General features: G+C 42.6%; 15 protein-coding genes. 10 read left to right on the plus strand and 5 right to left on the minus strand.

Going from position 1 to position 17,137, the window contains the following annotated elements:
- Window positions 1–129: 129 nt before the first annotated feature.
- Complete coding sequence (locus AC3E9V_RS19720) at window positions 130–447, minus strand: hypothetical protein (protein ID WP_488749881.1); 318 nt, start codon at window positions 445–447, stop codon at window positions 130–132.
- A gap of 95 nt (window positions 448–542) precedes the next feature.
- On the opposite strand from AC3E9V_RS19720, the gene AC3E9V_RS19725 reads away from it, so the two are divergent.
- From AC3E9V_RS19725 to AC3E9V_RS19735, 3 genes are read left to right on the plus strand one after another with little or no spacing between them, the layout of a single operon-like run.
- On the plus strand, window positions 543–1,091 hold the full coding sequence (locus AC3E9V_RS19725) for an RNA polymerase sigma-70 factor (RefSeq protein ID WP_488749882.1): 549 nt from the start codon (window positions 543–545) through the stop codon (window positions 1,089–1,091).
- Window positions 1,092–1,150: 59 nt separating this feature from the next.
- A complete protein-coding gene (locus AC3E9V_RS19730) occupies window positions 1,151–2,131 on the plus strand; it encodes a FecR family protein (protein WP_488749883.1) in 981 nt (326 codons plus the stop codon).
- 7 nt (window positions 2,132–2,138) lie between these two features.
- Window positions 2,139–3,995, plus strand: a complete 1,857-nt coding sequence (locus AC3E9V_RS19735) for a DUF4974 domain-containing protein (RefSeq protein ID WP_488749884.1) — start codon at window positions 2,139–2,141, stop codon at window positions 3,993–3,995.
- 13 nt (window positions 3,996–4,008) lie between these two features.
- Here AC3E9V_RS19735 and AC3E9V_RS19740 read toward each other — a convergent pair whose 3' ends face one another.
- Genes AC3E9V_RS19740 through yihA form a run of 3 tightly spaced genes read right to left on the minus strand, consistent with a single transcriptional unit; the run spans window position 4,009 to window position 5,576 of the window.
- Window positions 4,009–4,449, minus strand: coding sequence for an acyl-CoA thioesterase (locus tag AC3E9V_RS19740; protein WP_488749885.1), 441 nt, complete (start codon window positions 4,447–4,449; stop codon window positions 4,009–4,011).
- Entirely contained in the window at window positions 4,449–4,916 is a 468-nt protein-coding gene (locus tag AC3E9V_RS19745) for a DUF5606 family protein (RefSeq protein WP_488749886.1), read from the minus strand. The genes AC3E9V_RS19740 and AC3E9V_RS19745 overlap by 1 nt, the downstream gene beginning before the upstream one ends.
- Window positions 4,917–4,976: 60 nt before the next feature.
- Window positions 4,977–5,576, minus strand: coding sequence for a ribosome biogenesis GTP-binding protein YihA/YsxC (gene yihA, locus AC3E9V_RS19750; protein WP_488749887.1), 600 nt, complete (start codon window positions 5,574–5,576; stop codon window positions 4,977–4,979).
- Between the two features lie 136 nt (window positions 5,577–5,712).
- Between yihA and ubiE the strand changes: the two genes are divergently transcribed.
- From ubiE to AC3E9V_RS19765, 3 genes are read left to right on the plus strand one after another with little or no spacing between them, the layout of a single operon-like run.
- Window positions 5,713–6,435, plus strand: coding sequence for a bifunctional demethylmenaquinone methyltransferase/2-methoxy-6-polyprenyl-1,4-benzoquinol methylase UbiE (gene ubiE, locus AC3E9V_RS19755; protein WP_488749888.1), 723 nt, complete (start codon window positions 5,713–5,715; stop codon window positions 6,433–6,435).
- Complete coding sequence (gene porT / locus AC3E9V_RS19760; RefSeq protein WP_488749889.1) at window positions 6,384–7,157, plus strand: type IX secretion/gliding motility protein PorT/SprT; 774 nt, start codon at window positions 6,384–6,386, stop codon at window positions 7,155–7,157. Before ubiE ends, porT begins: the two co-directional genes overlap by 52 nt.
- Window positions 7,154–7,912, plus strand: a complete 759-nt coding sequence (locus AC3E9V_RS19765) for an SDR family NAD(P)-dependent oxidoreductase (RefSeq protein WP_488749890.1) — start codon at window positions 7,154–7,156, stop codon at window positions 7,910–7,912. The genes porT and AC3E9V_RS19765 overlap by 4 nt, the downstream gene beginning before the upstream one ends.
- Here the strand turns inward: AC3E9V_RS19765 and AC3E9V_RS19770 are convergent, their stop codons facing one another.
- Window positions 7,913–8,581 (minus strand): NYN domain-containing protein, encoded by a 669-nt coding sequence (locus tag AC3E9V_RS19770; RefSeq protein WP_488749891.1) that lies wholly within the window; start codon window positions 8,579–8,581, stop codon window positions 7,913–7,915.
- A gap of 456 nt (window positions 8,582–9,037) precedes the next feature.
- Here AC3E9V_RS19770 and AC3E9V_RS19775 point away from each other — a divergent pair, with 456 nt between their 5' ends.
- The 4 genes from AC3E9V_RS19775 to AC3E9V_RS19790 all read left to right on the plus strand — a co-directional run bounded on the left by AC3E9V_RS19775 (window position 9,038) and on the right by AC3E9V_RS19790 (window position 17,072).
- On the plus strand, window positions 9,038–10,369 hold the full coding sequence (locus AC3E9V_RS19775; RefSeq protein WP_488749892.1) for a saccharopine dehydrogenase family protein: 1,332 nt from the start codon (window positions 9,038–9,040) through the stop codon (window positions 10,367–10,369).
- Window positions 10,370–10,922: 553 nt separating this feature from the next.
- Window positions 10,923–14,030, plus strand: a complete 3,108-nt coding sequence (locus tag AC3E9V_RS19780) for an ATP-binding protein (RefSeq protein WP_488749893.1) — start codon at window positions 10,923–10,925, stop codon at window positions 14,028–14,030.
- A gap of 355 nt (window positions 14,031–14,385) precedes the next feature.
- Window positions 14,386–15,390, plus strand: coding sequence for a helix-turn-helix domain-containing protein (locus tag AC3E9V_RS19785; RefSeq protein ID WP_488749894.1), 1,005 nt, complete (start codon window positions 14,386–14,388; stop codon window positions 15,388–15,390).
- Window positions 15,391–15,485: 95 nt separating this feature from the next.
- Window positions 15,486–17,072, plus strand: coding sequence for a DUF2147 domain-containing protein (locus AC3E9V_RS19790; RefSeq protein WP_488749895.1), 1,587 nt, complete (start codon window positions 15,486–15,488; stop codon window positions 17,070–17,072).
- Window positions 17,073–17,137: the final 65 nt, after the last annotated feature.

Consider the following 17,137-nt stretch of genomic DNA (forward strand, 5'->3'; position numbering starts at 1 on the left):
AATAATAAAAAAAGCCCCACAACCTTTCGGATTGCAGGGCATTCACCGCCATAATGATTAACTAATACTCCAAATTTAACCTTTAATTTGAAAATACCCAATTTTAGGCAGAAAAATTCATCGCGTTATTTACAAAGAGTAGCGTCTCCGGGTAATCACCTTCGACTTCTCCCGTTCTATAACACTGGATGCCAGGTTTCTAGCTATTTTACCCGGCTCAGATAGTTCTAAAATTTCTTTCAATTTTTTTTCTGAAATATCGATTCGGTACATCGCATTGAGCAAATAACCAAAGTCATTATTAAGAAGATACTGGATTTGTTTGGTAAGAAACAGGTGGAGTTCGTCGAAAGGTTCATCAGCATTTTTTAGCTCAATCTCCTCCTTTAAACCCAGATCTTTTTTGATTAGCTGAAGGCTCTCGCTTGCAAGTTCTAATGGCTCCATTTGAAGATTTTTATACAAACTTAACAGACTCTCCGGACCTCACAGGTCTTTTTAAACCAAAATACTGATTGATTAGGGATAGATTTGTATGCCCGATGAATAAAAATGCCGCGCATAATGCCGTCCCCTTTCACAAAGATCCTGAGAAAGCGATCGAGTTCTTTTTCAGGAAATATTATGTAGAACTGTGTCGTGGGGTTAACCGGCTTTTAAAGGACCGGTCTCTTTCTGAAGACCTGGTCCAGGAGGTCTTTATCAAAGTATGGAACAAAAAAGATCAGCTCACTTTTGATGAACGGTTTATTTACTACCTGAAAAAAGCATGCTATCATGCCACTTTGGCTCACCTTTCCCAAACGCACCTAAAGGACCAACTGGCAGAAACACCTGAGAGAGATGGCGCTGACACCAGTTTACTATCTGACGAACTGGAGGTATCTGTGCGCACAGCAATTAATCACCTTCCGGAAAAAACCAGGCTGATCTTTACACTGAGCAGGTACGAGGAAATGAGTTATCGTGAAATAGCAAACCAGCTGAGCCTTTCGGTAAAAGCTGTCGAAAAACACATGGGAAAAGCGCTCCGGCTACTTCGGGAATCACTCAAAGAACATCTAATCCTAATACTCCTCATTTTTTTCTAAAATTTTTCTGAGAAAAAAGGTAGGGTACTCCTTCAGGTTTCTATTAATAAATATGTAGGATGATGAAAAAAGATAAAAACATATGGAGACAGGTAGCCGCTCGACTTTCTCGTGAACGGCCTGATTCTGATTCATTAATGGATGAAGAAGCCTTAAGAGATGGCGAGGAGATCTGGCATAAAACTCAGCTGAAAGATGACAATTTCTCTCCTGACGTGAATGCCGGATGGGAGCAATTCCAGTTTAAGGTTCGGATGAGAACTCCAGAGCAAAGCACGTCATTTCCCTGGTTTCGTGCAGCAGCTGCCATACTGATACTGTTAGCTGTTTCCTTTGTCATATACCAGTACACCTACCCTGTCGAAAATAAACTGTCCGGCGAAATCCAGGTAATTGCAGAAAAAGAAGTTCGGGAAATAGAATTACCTGATGGCAGCAAAGTATGGCTGAACGAAGGCTCTCACATTGCGTATAGCGAGACTTTCAGCATAGATAATCGCAAGGTAAAACTTACTGGGGAGGCGTTTTTTGAAGTGGTTAAAATGAACGGAAAGCGGTTTACTGTGTTAACAGAGACATCCAAAACCGAGGTTTTAGGAACATCTTTCAACGTAGTTGCCAGGCCGGGGGAGCCAGCTAAAGTGCAGGTAGCCACAGGAAAGGTGGCAGTTACTCCTATAAAAAGTAAGGCCACTGTAGTCCTGAATCCCGGTGAAGAAGCCGAAATAGCCAAAAATCAGGATGAAAAGGTAGTCACTAAACCAATAGCTGATCAAAACTATCGCGCCTGGCAAACTAAGCAACTCTTTTTTACGAACACGAACATTCCTGAGTTGGCAAAAACACTTGAAGAATACTTTGACAAGTCGGTGCAGGTAGATGAAGCGCTTAAAAACTGCAGATTCACCTCATCTTTCAAAGACCCACAACTGGATGAGGTCCTGAAAGTACTTGCCTTAACCGGCGATTTTGAAATAACAGAAACCAAAACCGGCTACCGGATAACCGGAAAACCGTGTAAAGTAGAACCGCCTAAATGATGCACCTATGAAAAGATATTTACTCCTTGCCGCCTTTGTTTTAACAGTTGCCACAGTGTTTAGTCAGCAGCTAGACAAAAAGATCAGTCTGGATGTAAAAGATAATTCCATTGAAGAGATCCTAAGCCTGATCACAGACAAATACGATGTTTCGTTTTCTTATATTAATAATGAACTACCTGAAAAACCTCTCACGGTAAATTTCAAAGAAGCTACTTTAGGGGAAGTATTGGACGGGTTGCTTTTTGATACTCAACTGAGCTTTATACAACATGACAGTCAAATCATCATTAAGCGGAATGGACAGATTTTGAAAAATCAAAATCCTGCTGCTGCTAAAAAACCCGCTCAGCCTCATAAAATGAGCATAACCGATAGTTTGAATGCCATTACACTGGCCCTGCGTGACAGCCTGGTCACCCGGGACAGCGTCATTACAGCTACCATTGACTCTTTGGTTCAGGCTTCCGCCAAAGCTGAAGATACGGTGAAAACAATAGCAGCAGATACGACAACCATGCATGACTTCAATGCGGAACCTGCTCCCCTACTCACCAAAAAAGATTCCATTCCTGCTTCTGCAACTGAAAATAATAGTATAACCATCACTTATATTCCTGGAGCAGAAACTTTGAGTAATGATAGCATAGGGGATCTTTCATCCGAAGTGGTAAAATATAAACCTTATCACTTTGGAGTTTTTTATCCATTCAGTACCAATGGGCCTGATGCCGGACAGTATATCAATAAGTTTTCCATGCATCTTTTTGCCGGATATTCCAGGGGTCTGAATGGTTTTGAGTTTTCATCCATAACCAACGTGACCCGGTCGCATGTACGAGGCATGCAGGTAACCGGAATCGCCAATGTGGTGGGCGATGAGTTGACGGGAATACAGCTGGCGGGAGTGGTAAACACTGCTCGAGGACCTGTAAAGGGTGCTCAAATCGCAGGCATCACAAATGTTACACATGATAACCACACTGGCGCACAATTAGCAGGAGTCTCCAATGTGGCATTGGGAAGTGCAAATGGTTTCCAGGCAAGTGGTGTAGTGAATGTATCCCAGGGAAGCACAAAATTCGGGCAGGCTTCCCTTGGAGTCAATATCGCAAAAAAGGTAGACGGGCCTCAGCTGGCCGGCCTCATTAATATCCAACGCGGATATTCAGATAAAGGAAATGGCATTCAGGTGGCCGGTTTTATGAATAAGGGAGGAGTAATAAACGGATTTCAGCTGGCTGGCTTTATGAACCAGACCTATAAAATCAATGGCGCCCAGATCGGCGGTTTTATCAATAAAGCCAGCAAAGTAAACGGCATTCAATTAGGCGTAATCAATATTGCAGATAGTTTGGATGGGGTGTCCATCGGGTTGTTCAGTTTAGTGAAAAGGAACGGGTATTTCGACCTGGAGCTGTTCTATGCAGATGATTTTAAAGCAAACGCTGTAATCAAAATAGGTTCCAGGCACTTTCATAACATTTTTGGCTTTTCACATGAAGTGGACCACAAGAAGCGTTGGGCTTATGGTTACGGGTTTGGCAGTCAATGGGGAGACCGGGCCATTCGCCTGAATACAGATGCCATTGCCTACTATGTAGTGGAGAAGGAATTTCCTAACGGAGCGTTTAAAGACTACCAGTTGAATATATTATCCAGGTTCAGGTTTCTGCTAAGCATGCACGTCGGTGACTTTGGCGTGTTTGGAGGTCCTGTATTCAATGTGATGACATCTCGCTACCAGGCGGGTACGGAAGAAGTAGGATCAGATATCGCACCGAGCCCATTCTATAATCATACTGATAGTCGCGGACTCAATGTCAAAATGTGGGTTGGGTATAATGTGGGGATTAGGTTCTGATCATTCTGAGGAGTTACTTCTCCAACCAGTGAAATCCCTCAGCTTTAGGGATCTTCTCCAGCATGTCGATGATCTCTTTGGGAGGAACGACAACTTTACGCTGGCGTAGGTCTATAAATGCGCCGGTAGCGAGGATCACACAAGCCAGATCGCCATTTTCCTTGAAGACCTGATGCCTGAATTTCCATATCTTCAGGTCCTTCCGAAAAGCCAGGGCAGCACAGTCCACGGCGATGTGCTCATTCATGAAGACTTCTTTTTTGAAGGTGGTATCTTCCTGAAAAAGAACGGGACCATATCCGGAGGCCACCAGCCTGTTTAGCGGCAACCCTAATTCATCAAAAAGTCCTACCCGCACCTGGGCTGCATAATCATTATAGGCCGTATGTCTCATGTGTGCATTGGGGTCCAGATCTGCCCAGATCACCTGAAAGTGTTGCTTAAACGGTTCCACTACTTTTTATCCTCTTCGGAATTCTTTTTAGATGGCTTTTCCTTTTTACCTTCCTTTTTTTCTTCTTTTTTCTGCGTCAGCACTTCAGGAAATTTCTCGGTGATAATACCGTACCATGTTACCAGTTTTTTGATATCAGACACATACACACGCGACTCATCATACTCTGGCAAAACAAACTTAAGGAATGCCTTGAGCTCATCAGGATCCGAGCCTGCAGTGAGTCCGGTATCCCCATCAAACTCCTTGTGGATCTTTTGCATGACATCTGACAGAGGGACAGCACCCTCCTGATCCGTAGTGTATATGGAGATATCTGAAAGGATGGAAACCTTACTCTGCATATTGGCCACCATTTTTTTATTGGTTCCGTCAAGGGCTTCCAAAATCACCCCGGTACGTGTAGGAGATACTACTCTGAATAACCCCCCTTTACCTGAAACCGCTGCTATGTCGCTGAAATCCATAAATATTACGTGGTTTAAAAGTGTGGCAAAAATAGCTATTCACCGAAGAAATCCTAATGATCAAAGGGCCTGATTTACGTCATCAATGTATTTGATCAGCTCGTCTTTCCCCAAACCGGTCACCGTGGAGGTAGCAAAACATGGAGGGAGCTCTACCCAGTCTTTCTTCAGGATCTTGCGGTATTTGGCAATGTTTGATTGTGCTTTATTGATGCTCTGCTTATCAACCTTGGTAAACACCAGTGAAATCGGAATCCCTGAAAGCCCCAGCTGATTGATGAATTGCAGATCATTTTTTTGAGGCTCGTGCCTCGAATCCACCAGGACAAAAACATTGGTTAGGTTCTCCCGCTTGCTGAAATATTCATCGATCATTCGTTTCCATTTTGCCTGTTCGGACTTACTCACTTTAGCCCAGCCGTACCCAGGCAGATCTACCAGGTACCAGCTATCGTCAATCAAAAAGTGATTGATCAGCTTGGTCTTCCCCGGCTTGGAAGAAACCTTAGCCAGTTTGCCATGATTAGTCAGCAAGTTGATCAGAGAAGACTTACCCACATTAGAGCGTCCGATAAATGCATACTCAGGACGATCTGCAGGCGGGCATTCATCCAACTTGCTGCTACTTTTTATAAACTGGGCTGATTTGACAGGTTTCATTTAATCTCTTGTAAAATAATTTGAGGATTACCATCCAAAACCAGTAGAGATGGCGATCAGATTCAAAGTTTTTTTAACAATCCCGGAATACGGACTGTTCATGGGTTAACTCAAATGGGTTAATATTGCAAACGATATGACCGTAGTACCGTACAAAGATAAGCAGGGAAGTAAGAAAGAGCAGGTTGCCACCATGTTTGATAACATTAGTGGCAAATATGATTTTTTGAATCATTTCCTGAGCCTGGGAATAGACATAGCCTGGAGGAAAAAGGCCATCCGACAGCTCAAAAAAGATCAACCTAAGCAGATCCTGGATATAGCAACAGGCACTGGTGATTTTGCCATTGAAGCTCTGGTACTTAAGCCCGACAAGGTCATTGGAGTGGACATTTCGGAAGGCATGCTAAACGTAGGTCGTGAAAAAATGAAGAAAAAAGGCCTGGACCACGTCATAGATTTACAAAAAGGCGACTCAGAAGGACTCCAGTTTGAAGACAATAAGTTTGATGCAGTGATCGTTTCTTTTGGCGTAAGGAATTTTGAAAATCTGGAGAAAGGACTGGCAGACATGTACAGGGTATTAAAACCCGGAGGAAAAACGGTGATTCTGGAATTTTCCAAACCTAAGTCATTCCCGTTCAAACAACTATATCATTTTTATTTTAAGTGGATTTTACCTGGAATAGGCAATACCATCTCCAAAGACCGGGCAGCTTATACGTACCTGCCTGAGTCTGTAAGAGAGTTTCCTGATGGCCAGAATTTTTTGCGGATCTTAGAGAAAATTGGCTTTAAAAACACTCAATGCAAACCATTAACCTTAGGCATCAGCTCCATATACATCGGCACAAAATAGTTGTCCTGATGCTCTCGCTGGGAATCTGTTTCAGTAGCGAGGCACAAAATGATGTATCGGAAAACCTGCTGGACTATGACAACCAGTGGATCCATTACGGGTTTTTGATAGGGGTGCACTCTTCCAAGTACCGAATCCAGTATTCAGAAGCCTACTCGTCTCCGGCACTGGATTCACTTCACTCCATTGTTCCGGGCAAGCTTCCCGGCTGGAAGGTGGGTTTTGTGGTGGATATGTACTTGTGGAAGCACCTCAGCTTTCGTGTATTACCCACAGTTGGATTTTATGAACAGGACCTCACATACCGATATGTAGATGGCACTTCCAAAAACGAACTCAAAGATGCCACTCTTGTAGAAATGCCTTTAATGCTGAAATACAAGTCTGCCCGCAGAGGAAATGTAGCCATGTATGTAGTAGGCGGGTTCAGTCCGGCACTGGAAGCCTCAGGAAAAGGTGATGAGCAGGACTCTCAGGATCAACTGGCGCTCAGAAACTGGAACTTCAGCATCGATGCGGGCGTAGGGTTTGACCTGTACTTTCCGCTTTTCAAGTTTTCACCTGAAGTGCGGTACAGCTGGGGGCTGAGAAATATGCTCACTGACGAACCCAACAGCTTTGATGTTGCCCTTGATAAATTAACCTATCATAACATCACATTTTACATCACATTTGAAGGAGGTCCATCCTACCTTACCGACCGAAACCGAAGAAGAAGATGAAACCCATTGCCCTGATCACCGGTGCAACCAGCGGCATAGGAAAAGCAACTGCTCAGCTCATTGCCAGAAATTATTCACTGATTATCTGTGGCCGCCGGGAAGCTCGACTCACAGAGCTTGCTGATGAACTAAGTTCGGTTACCGATGTAATGACTCTGACATTTGATATAAGCGACCGGGAAGCTGTCTTCCGGAAAATTGGAAGCTTGCCCAAAAAATGGCAGCAAATAGATGTACTCATCAACAATGCCGGAAATGCTCATGGTCTTAGCCTGATCCATGAAGGGGATGTGGACGACTGGGAAGCCATGATCGATATCAATGTAAAAGGGCTTCTGTATGTAAGCAAAGCCATACTCCCACAAATGGTGAAGCGGAAAAAAGGTCACATCATCAATATTGGCTCAGTAGCAGGTATTGAAGTATACCCTCGTGGGAATGTATACAATGCTTCCAAATATGCTGTAGACGCTATCTCCAAAGGTATGCGGCAAGACCTCATCGCTCACGGGATCAAAGTCTCAGAGATCAAACCGGGTTTGGTAGAGACGGAATTTTCAGAGGTGCGGTTTAAGGGTGATAAAGATAAAGCGCAGAAAGTCTACGCTGGTTTTGATCCGCTGCAGGCTAAAGACATCGCAGAAACGGTAGACTTTATCCTTAGCCGGCCACCCAATGTCAATATAGCTGACATGCTGGTGCTGGCTGGTGTGCAGGCTACAGCTACGATGGTGAACAGGAGGTCTAAACCATAGTTATATACCTCTTCTTTTCGGACGGGGGCTAGTCGATTTTAAACCATCAATGTGTTCAAACAATGAAGCATCGATATTATTCCACATTGGGTCAAGAACAAAATCCACTCCTTCTCTTCTTGCCAATTTCGCAGCTGGAACAAAATCCCCATCCCCTGAAATAAGGATTATCTTATCCACATAATCCTTATACGACAATGAAGCGATATCAAGTCCAATTTTCATATCAACACTCTTTTGCTGAATCTGATAGGTAACATCATCCTCAACCAAGTCAGAAACTAACAAAGAGCCTTTCAATAAACCTTTAGTCTTATCCGGTGAAATTATCCAATGATTGAAACTCTTTAAATAACCAAGTCTCAGGGCAATTTTTCTTTTCTTTTTTAATTCTTCGAATAATTGCAAACGAAACTTTGCCGCTTCAGACTTAGAAAAGTCAACCGCTTTACTATTTATTGGATTATGGGCTTTCTTTTCAAGAGGTTGGCAGTCATAATAAAAAATTCTATATAAATAATCGTTTTCAGCTATGTGATAATTACACATTTTAACAAGTTCTTTGGCAACCTGCTCCGGGGTATGATCCCACCCATTATAAAGCTTCCTGTACCGTTTTATGAAAAAACCTCCATCAACAAGGATAGCAACCTTGACACCAGGTCTCATGTTTCTAAATTGGCTAATAAAACAAATGCCTTTGGGTCGGTATCTTCGCTATTCACTAAATTAGAATCAATTGAAGATACTTGGCCAAAGGCGCTATATACATACAAACATACGAAACAATAAAAAGATTGCAAAAACACTAAGATTTATGGGAACCCCCAAACCGAAACAACTCCAAAAAACCACTTCAAATACTATCACTCTAGTCGAATCACTTCCTCAACCAAACCTTGACATCAAAAAGGATTTGATAAAGGCTTACTACAAGGAGCAAAAAAGAAGGTACGGTTTCTAAACATGTAGGACTTATCTATCTATCTCTATCTCTATTTTCTCAGTGGTTAAACTTCAGCATTCTTAGTGGTTGAAAAACATCCTCCAAAAAAATCATTGGAATCGCTCCTCAAACAATTAGGTTTGCGAAAACATCATTCAACCCCTGATTAATCATTTTTTATGAAGACCATTTTAGTGCTGGGTGCTGGTCGTTCTTCCACTTCACTGATCAGCTACTTACTGGAAAATGCCACCAAAGAAAGCTGGCAAATCGTTATCGGTGAAATGGATACCGACCTGGCCAGGAAAAAGTTTCCGGAAGCCACCGTCATCCCATTCGATATTTTTGACAGGAAAAAAGCAACCTCAGAAATCCAAAAAGCAGACCTGGTAGTCAGCATGGTACCGGCTCACCTCCACATCCATGTAGCTAAGATCTGTGCTGAGCTTGGAAAAAACATGCTCACGGCATCTTATGTTTCTGAAGAGGTAAAAGCATTAGAGAGCCAATTTAAATCCAACGGAGCAACCTGCATCATGGAGCTGGGCCTGGACCCGGGTATTGACCACATGTCTGCCATGAGGGTGCTGGACCGGATCAAATCAGCAGGGCATGAACTTACAGCTTTTGAAACCTTTACCGGGGGACTACTGGCCGATGACGGTCTTAAAGACAACCCCTGGCAGTACAAATTTACCTGGAACCCTCGAAATGTAGTCCTGGCCGGTACCGGAAACGTGAAGTTCATCCAGGAAGGCAAGTACAAATACATCCCTTATCACCGGTTGTTCAGACGTACCGAAGTGATCCACATTCCGGGCTATGGATACTTTGAGGGCTATGCCAACCGTGACTCACTGAAGTACCTTGACCTCTACGACCTCAGAGGCATCAAAACCCTCTACCGCGGCACCTTGCGCCGTACAGGTTTTTGCAAGGCATGGGATATTTTCGTTCAACTGGGAGCAACAGATGATACCTACCAGATGGAAAATGTGTCGGAAATGACCCACAGACAGTTTATCAACTCTTTTCTGTCTTATAACCCACATGATTCCGTAGAGCTGAAACTAGCCCATTACATGAACCTCGGCCTGGAGTCTGAAGAAATGTATAAGCTGCACTGGCTGGATATTTTTGATGATGAGCTGGTAGGGCTGAACCAGGGTACACCTGCCCAGGTACTGGAGCACATCCTTAAGAAAAAGTGGACGCTGGATAAGGCCGATAAGGACATGATCGTCATGTGGCATAAGTTTAACTATATCGATAATGGCCAGCCAAAGGAGATCCAGTCCCACATGGTGGCAGTCGGAGATGATGCGGTAAATACAGCTATGTCTAAGACTGTAGGCTTACCTCTGGCCATCGCTGCAAAACTGCTTCTGCAAGGAAAGATTAAGGTTAATGGTGTACAGATACCTACCGTCAAAGCAATTTATGACCCTGTTTTGAGTGAATTGGAAAGCATGGGGTTTGAGTTTTCCGAAAGAGAAACTACTTCCTCTTAGATGCGAGATTGTGTCCCCTCTTCCCCGGCCTGTGGCCGGATATCACATGGTCTGTGGAGTGTGTGCCTCACCCTTTGGGGATAATTTGGTATTTTTAGCTTGGGCACACACATCTTTTATAGCAATCCGACAAGATTCAAGTATATGTTACCACTTTTTGATATACTAACCTTCCATGCTACCCATACATTAGGGATTTGTATGATAATCGGGTCTATCCGTTTATTGAAATTGTTATATGAGTGATTTTCATGCTGACGTCAACCTGCTAAAAGAATTCATTGAACCGATGAAATAGCAGATACTCAGTAGATGAACAGAAAAACAACAGGTACAAAGTGCGAAAATATCCCACAACAATCGCTAAATTAGTTAACGAGCTACCGAAGTGTAATAGCATGGAATTTAAAATTGGCCCCTGTTCGCCAGGGCAGATCGCTTTGTGTAAATGGGTTAGACGTGACACAGAAAGGCCTCTCAATCATTCAAACTGCGTGACAGCTTAATACCTTCCAATTTGACATCAATTATAAGGAAGGCTGTGATAAAATAGATGTACTCAAGCATAAAACAGAATCTGAAAAAGTGGCGTGAACCCATGGGCTTAACACTGAGAATATCATTGCTATTGATTCTTTCTGTTATAAGATATCCGTCTTTTTCTCAGCATTACACGTTGGAAAGGGCCTTGAAAACACCCATTGCTTTAAATCATACACATAGCTTTCTCCAGGATTCCTCTGGTTTTATTTGGATAGCTTCTGATCATAAATTAGTGCGGTTTGATGGCCGCACCTGGCAGGTATATGATGAATCTATTTATGGTGAAATTAATGGCATTGTTTTGCGGAAAAATGGTGAGCTGTTTTTTGCCGCAGGGCATTCTGTTTACAAGCTTCCGCAGGGCAATGCGATTGAACTTGGTTTGCCTAAACCCACCCTATGGATCCAGGTACCTCAAAAGATCAGCAATATCTTTATGGATACTTCTGGCCTGCTCTGGATTAAGATTCCGGAAAAAATCCTCTGCATAGATTCTGCTAAAAATATCAGTAGTTGGGAATTTCCTGAAAAGGAGTCAATCCTGTTTACTGAAGATTCAGATGGACTCGTCTGGATCTCAACCAATAAAGGCGAAGTTGCTTTTATTGACCCTCAGAAAAATGAACTGACCAACGTTGCGCATCCGGCAGCTATGAAAAAAGTAACATTCATGTCAGTGAACCCGGAGGCTATCACTCTATGGGGAGATTCCCTGACGATCCTTGCCCGTGATAAAAACGATCCAAAAGTGATATCCGGAGTAGAGCGAAAGTTTTCTGAATTTACCCCGGTCGGCAACAGTGATTCCGGAATTTTACTCCTCCATAAAAAGGAACAAACACTTTTTCGGGCAGCGTATGATGCTTCGAGAAGGTTGGAGGTTGAGCCCATTTTTTCCACCCTCAGGCAACAGATAAAACAAGTGCAAATACCCCGCACCCAAGCGGTGTTTCAAAACAGGTTTGGTGAACTATTGGGGGTTTATCCGGAAGGTATATTCCGGTTGCAGCCTAATTTCTTTCAGGTACTACGCGAATTACCATTCTATACGGTTACAGGCAGAGCGGTGGATCGACCCAATGAAAGAGTGATTATTGCCATCTCAGGAAACCTATATACATACCCTGTAAAATCACCTGAAGATGTGTCTCCTTATTTACCTGAATCTGCATCCATTTTAGCTAATGTCGCGAGTATGGCAATGGCAGGTGATGCACTGTGGCTTGGTACTTTAAGTGGCAAAGTAGTTAAGGTAGTGCGTGACAGGGTCATTGATGTCTGGGACTATAGTGATATTGGTGGGAGTGTTTTTTATATCAATAAGGATAAGTATGAGAATGTATGGATTTGCCAGGCCCCAAGCGATACCACGCTGGTCGGCATTACCAGGATGACACCACGGGGGGAGGTCTCCTACTATGGACCGGACCATGGAATTGAAAACAGGATCATTTCAGTGACACTGGCCGATGATACTTTGTTTGCGACCGGTATAGGCAGCAGTTCTTACCTGTATTATTTTGACCATGCAGCGGATACATTTGTCAACATCAGTAAAAAGCTGCCTTTCGAGGTATTTGAGGGATTGTTTGAAGTGCATCAAATGGCAAAGGGAAATGATGGGAACTACTGGTTGGCTACTACACATGGGGTGCTCGTATTGGATCCGGAAAAGGACACAGCCGTGCAAGTTGAGTTGGAATTGGTACCGAGCCAGATGGAAATAAAATCAATCGTACAACAACCGGATGGTCCCATATGGCTTTCGCCTTACTATGAAGGGCTAATGCGAATTGAAGGGAAACATATTTCATTGTTTGATGAACGAAACGGGCTTCCACATAGTAATCTAGGTCACAGAATGATCACCATTGAAGGCAACAAAATGCGAGTGGGGACGATCGGTGGAGAAGCTTTCTGTTCCAATCTGGACAATATATACCCAACCCCAAGACCGGTGATCACAGAAATTAAAATTAACGGTGAGTATCACCTTAATGATAGCATTTTTAAATGTAAAAAGGGGATATTAGAAGTGACTAGCGGAGAAACCATAGAAATCAGCATGTCGCTACCACCGTATAAGCTGCAATCAGTTTTTTTTGAATATCGAATACGCGGACTAAGCGAAGAATGGAAAATGACTACCCCCACAGGTACGAATACCATTGTCCGGATCCCTGAAGGAAATTTTGATTTTCAGGTCCGGGCGTTACTCAGGGGAGGTTTTGTATGGAGTGATCCCGTATCATTTCGAATCAGATCAGCATCACCTGTGATCTGGTACATCCATCCTGTAGCACTGATGTCATATATGGTAGTGGTGGTTCTACTGATTATTTATGTTTTTTGGTACCGAAAACACGCAAAACGTAAGCTTCGGAATGCACAAGCCCAATTGATCCATTCCGAAAAAATGGCATCACTTGGTCTACTAACTGCCGGTGTAGCTCATGAGATCAATAACCCGCTAAATTTTATTTTTAATGGAATTACAGTCCTTAAAAAAGACATTAAGCGCCTAACTACACTCAGCAATACTTCAAAGGACAGATCCGGCCTGATCAATGAAATAAATGAATTGATCAGTACCATTCGTAATGGAGCTGACCGCATGAACAGGATTGTTAAGGCGCTTCAGTTTTTTGGCAGAGTGAACGAACAAAAATCCGTATTTGATATTCGTGAGAACCTCTTGATCACCATGAAACTGCTAAAAATGAAGTTAGAGAACATTCATGTAACCTTTGACTTCAACCATCAGGATCCGGTAATGGCATACCCCGGAAAAATGAATCAGGTCTTTGTTAATCTAATAGATAACGCCAGCTCAGCAATCCTGTCAGTTAAAGAATCCGGAAATATCAGAATAGCAACTTGTAGCAAAAACGGACATATTATAATTACTATAGAAGATGATGGCCCCGGAATCCCTCCCGAAAAGATCAAAAAAGTGATGGACTTGTTTTATACCACTAAACCACCTGGCGAAGGCACGGGAATAGGACTATCTATTTCGTACAACATTTTACTTGAGCATAATGGTACACTTTCAATAGAAAACAGGAAGACCGGTGGTTGTCGTGTCAAACTACAATGGCCTGTCTCGATAAATTGACATGGGGTCTCATCGTGTAGGCTGCGAGAAGGTTTCCGAACATTCGGATTTCATACGGACCTGACCCTGAAGATGCACGAGACACCACTAGCAAAGGTAGTTGCATCTAATCCATAACAAAAAAGGACTTTTTTGTCAGGATAAATGGTAATTTTTTGTAGGTTGTAATGAATAAAAGGCTTTTCATGAGGTTAGCTACCCGTATTTTTAAACGATTTTTATATTGTTTAGTGGAAAATCTATTGCTTAACTCGGGGATAAATACGGCTAGAAGCAAGGTTATTAAATTAATTTCCTGTTTTTCATTAAGTTAAATTCAGAAAGGTATACGGCAAATAAACCTTTAGAAAAATCAGTGATTGAATCCCTCTATTCCCAGATTAATGCACTAGCAGCCTATAGCTTGATCATTTCTGCCATCCTGGTTGTTAAGGACAGAAACAAGATGATGGGAGCGTATGCTGTTTTAGGCTTTATCACATGTGTTTTCTTGTATCTCATAATTGATTTCATAACTCATCCATTGCTCAGGTGGATACTCGTAGTAGGCCCGTTCCTACTTCCATTCTCCTTTTGGATGATGGCACGAACGCTCTTTAACGACGAGCCATTATCTAACAAACGGGTGTTGATTTATGTATTAGCTGCCGCTTTCGTTTACTATGTTTTGTACTTCTTGGGAGACCTTACCGGATGGGATAAAATTTCGTCAATTGCAGGAAGGGCACTTTCGATCTTTTTCATTGTGATGGCAATGATCGAAGCACAATCGGGGAGACGTGCTGACCTGGACGAGCAAAGGATTCGTTTGAGGAAGTACTTCACCTACTTCATAGGATTGGTGGTATTTATTACCATCCTATCAGAGTTGGGATTGTCGAAAGAAGAGCAGGAATTACCCAAACTGGTACAGCGAAGCGCAATTTTGATATTCAACACACTTTTTGTTGGATTAAATGTTTCCATTAAAAGTCACTTGTTTGATGCCCGCAAGAAAAATACGGAAGTAAGGCACCCTGACTTGATCGACAAGGTCCAGCAGATTATGCTCGAACAGGAACTTTACCGGAGAGAAAAATTGACGATAGGCCAACTGGCTGAAGCAGTTGGCGAACAGGAGTACAAAACAAGAAGGGTAATCAACCAGGAAATGGGTTACCGCAATTTCATTGACTTTATCAATTCTTACCGGATCAGGGAAGCTACCGAACTTTTGAAGGACAAAACTAAATCCAATCTCACCATACTGGAAATTGCTTACAAAATAGGTTTCAACTCAATAGGCCCATTCAATCGTGCATTTAAACAGGCGACAGGGCTCACGCCTACCGACTATAGAAGAAAGCACTTAGCCAATTAATACTAGCCGATTTCAAAATCGGTCAGCATTGTTCATCACCAGAGAGAATCCCAACATGTCCATCACTAGTTTGGCCAAAAAAAATTCTCGAATTTATGGACACACTTCTCAACGAGTTCTTATCGGCCTACGGCAAGATTATTATTATTGATTTCTTTCGCTATTTCATCCCGGCAAGTGCAGCCTTTTTGCTCTTTTGGATATTACTAAAAAAGGTTCTGAATCACCGATTTATCCAGTCCAAATGGCCTAAAACCTCCAAACTATGGTTTGAGTTTCGATATTCACTAAGCACCGTACTCATTTTTGCAACCATTGGCACAGGCGTTCATCTGGCCAATCAAAAGGGCTACTTCCATATTTACCATGATATTCAGGAATATGGAGGGGTCTACTTTTTATTAAGTCTGGTCATCATGATCGTATTTCATGATACCTATTTCTACTGGACTCATCGGTGGATGCATCTACCAAAGGTTTACAAATATATTCACAAGGTGCACCACATGAGCACGAACCCATCTCCATGGGCAGCTTATTCCTTCCATCCTTTGGAAGCCATTGTTCAAGCATTGGTGTTACCAATAATGCTGGCATTCATGCCTGTGCATGGTCTCATATTGTTCATTTTCCTGACTTATATGATCCTCAGAAATGTGCATGGACATTTAGGGTTTGAGTTGTTTCCAAAAGGATTTATACGAAACAAATTGGTCAATTGGCACACCACGACTACACATCATAACATGCATCATCGCTACTTCAACTGCAACTATGGGTTGTACTTCCTGTGGTGGGACAAATTGATGAAAACCAATGACGAGCAATATGAAGAAAAATTTCAGGAGGTAACGTCTCGAAAAAAGTCCTGCCCGGTGAATCTCAAAGTCTTGACTCTGTTACTTCTTTTCACCGTTTCAGCCAATGCCCAATCTCCTGCAGGAAAGTGGGTGACTTTTAACGAAGCGACAGGTGCGCCTTTGTCAGTGATACACATTTACCAAAACGCTCAAACCAACTCATGGGAGGGTAAGATTGACAGTGTGATCCTCCAACCTAATCAAGGTGAAAACCCTATTTGCATCAATTGTCCGGGGAATTTTAACAACCAACCTGTGATTGGCTTGCAATTCCTATGGAATTTTCAAAAATCCGGAAACGAATGGTCGGGAGGGAGAATTCTTGATCCTGAGAGTGGAAATATCTATAACAGCAAGATTTGGTTTGAAAGTGACAATGAAATAAAAGTAAGAGGTTACGGGGGTCTTTTTGATCTCTTTTATCGGACACAAACCTGGAGAAGACTGCAAGGCAGCGGCATTAACGGATTGTGGGAAACCATTGATGACAGATACAACCAGGTAAAAGCGCATGTCAAATTGCAGGAGAAAGGAAATGAATTGGTTGGAAGTATTCAAAAAATATTCCTGCTCCCTTATGAAGGTAACTACCCAATATGTGTGGAATGCGATGGCGATCTCAAGGATAAACCCATAGTGGGGATGAAATTTATGTATGGATTCGAGGATACAGGTGAAGACTGGAGCAACGGCTATATACTTGATCCTGCCAACGGCATAAAATATTGGGCGAAGTTCTGGCTTGAAGATAAAGATACACTGATGATCCGTGGCTATTGGGGGCCATTTTATCGAACACAGGAATGGAAACGGTATGAATGAATAAGATATCGGGGATAACAGCCCTGTAACAAATGATATAACACATGTCTCTACCGAGCTGTTTG

The sequence above is a fragment of the Marinoscillum sp. HNIBRBA16962 genome, assembly GCF_057801515.1.

Excerpts from the sequence above, each read along its gene's own strand:
- AC3E9V_RS19720 (WP_488749881.1), bottom strand. The coding sequence starts at position 447 with ATGGAGCCATTAGAACTTGCAAGCGAGAGCCTTCAGCTAATCAAAAAA.
- AC3E9V_RS19725 (WP_488749882.1), top strand. The coding sequence starts at position 543 with ATGAATAAAAATGCCGCGCATAATGCCGTCCCCTTTCACAAAGATCCT.
- AC3E9V_RS19730 (WP_488749883.1), top strand. The coding sequence starts at position 1,151 with ATGATGAAAAAAGATAAAAACATATGGAGACAGGTAGCCGCTCGACTT.
- AC3E9V_RS19735 (WP_488749884.1), top strand. The coding sequence starts at position 2,139 with ATGAAAAGATATTTACTCCTTGCCGCCTTTGTTTTAACAGTTGCCACA.
- AC3E9V_RS19745 (WP_488749886.1), bottom strand. The coding sequence starts at position 4,916 with ATGGATTTCAGCGACATAGCAGCGGTTTCAGGTAAAGGGGGGTTATTC.
- yihA (WP_488749887.1), bottom strand. The coding sequence starts at position 5,576 with ATGAAACCTGTCAAATCAGCCCAGTTTATAAAAAGTAGCAGCAAGTTG.
- ubiE (WP_488749888.1), top strand. The coding sequence starts at position 5,713 with ATGACCGTAGTACCGTACAAAGATAAGCAGGGAAGTAAGAAAGAGCAG.
- porT (WP_488749889.1), top strand. The coding sequence starts at position 6,384 with ATGCAAACCATTAACCTTAGGCATCAGCTCCATATACATCGGCACAAA.
- AC3E9V_RS19765 (WP_488749890.1), top strand. The coding sequence starts at position 7,154 with ATGAAACCCATTGCCCTGATCACCGGTGCAACCAGCGGCATAGGAAAA.
- AC3E9V_RS19770 (WP_488749891.1), bottom strand. The coding sequence starts at position 8,581 with ATGAGACCTGGTGTCAAGGTTGCTATCCTTGTTGATGGAGGTTTTTTC.
- AC3E9V_RS19775 (WP_488749892.1), top strand. The coding sequence starts at position 9,038 with ATGAAGACCATTTTAGTGCTGGGTGCTGGTCGTTCTTCCACTTCACTG.
- AC3E9V_RS19780 (WP_488749893.1), top strand. The coding sequence starts at position 10,923 with ATGTACTCAAGCATAAAACAGAATCTGAAAAAGTGGCGTGAACCCATG.
- AC3E9V_RS19790 (WP_488749895.1), top strand. The coding sequence starts at position 15,486 with ATGGACACACTTCTCAACGAGTTCTTATCGGCCTACGGCAAGATTATT.